Below are 1,261 nucleotides of genomic sequence, written 5' to 3' on the forward strand. Positions count from 1 at the left end.
TGGACATGCTAACTTAGCCATCACATTAAGTTAAGAAATAATCTTAATTTTAGCCTATGAAACAAGTCCGCAAAATTTATGATAAAGCTTTTAAAGAAAAAGCCGTTCAATTGAGTTATGATAGAACAAATGTATCAGAACTCGCCAGAGAATTGGGAGTCACAGCACCACAGTTGTATAAATGGCGTAAAGAGTTTGAGGAATTTGGAGAAGGAAGTTTTCCTGGGAAAGGAAATTTAAAACTCACTCCCGAGCAAGAAAAAATCCACGAACTGGAGAAAAGACTCAAAGATGCCGAGTTAGAACGTGATATATTAAAAAAAGCAATCGGCATTTTTTCCAAGAGCGGTCGATGATTTATAGTTTCATAAAAAGCAATGAACAACTATTCCCGATTGAAAAAATGTGCAAAGTTCTACAAGTGAGCAGCGGAAGTTATTACCGATGGAAAAAACAAGCAATCACAGCAAGACAACAACTAAAAATTACCATAAAAGAACAGATAACATTGATTTATTTTGCAGCCAAGCAAAGATATGGAAGTCCTAGAATAACATTAGAACTTCTGAGTATTGGTTATAAAATTTCAAGAATTACTGTAGCAAAATATATGAAACAGTTAGGCTTGCGAAGTAAATTAAGCAAGAAATTCAAAGTGACGACCAACTCAAATCATAATTACTTAATCGTCGAAAATATATTAAATAGGGAGTTTGTTGTCAAAATGCCTTCAAAAGTTTGGGTTTCTGATATCACCTATATTCAAACTAAAGAGGGATTTGTATACCTGACAACTATTATGGATTTATACGACCGAAAAATTATAGGTTGGAGTTTGAGCGATGGAATGAGTACAGATGAAACTACGCTTGGAGCTTGGAAAATGGCCGTTAAAAACCGAAATATTGAGGAAGGTTTGATTTTTCATTCCGACAGAGGTGTTCAATATGCTAGCAAAAAGTTTGTAAATGTTCTTGATTCCTATAAAAAAATAACCCGCAGTATGAGTCGCAAAGGAAATTGTTGGGATAATGCAGTAGCGGAAAGCTTTTTTAAATCCTTGAAAACGGAATTGATTTATGGAAACAAACTGATTTCAAAAGAACAAATGAAACTGGAAATCTTTGAATACATTGAAATTTGGTACAACAGAAAAAGGAGACATTCTGCTTTAAATTATGCAACTATTGAAGAATTTAACAATCAAATTAATTACAAAAATGTAGCTTAACTTAATGTGCAGTTTTTATTTGCATATCCA

1 protein-coding gene is annotated in these 1,261 nt (G+C 33.1%); it reads left to right on the top strand.

Translation table 11 applies throughout. The annotated features are described in order from the left end of the window. Positions 1-56 precede the first annotated feature (56 nt). Positions 57-1,231, top strand: a protein-coding gene (locus EKM03_RS14900) for an IS3 family transposase (RefSeq protein ID WP_233584118.1) whose coding sequence is annotated in 2 segments (ribosomal slippage) — positions 57-324 and positions 324-1,231 — 1,176 coding nt in all. Because the reading frame shifts where the segments join, the coding sequence is not laid out codon by codon here. The last annotated feature ends 30 nt before the right edge of the window (positions 1,232-1,261 follow it).

The organism is Flavobacterium sp. GSP6 (assembly GCF_003984855.1).
In the GTDB taxonomy this organism is placed as follows: Bacteria; Bacteroidota; Bacteroidia; order Flavobacteriales; family Flavobacteriaceae; genus Flavobacterium.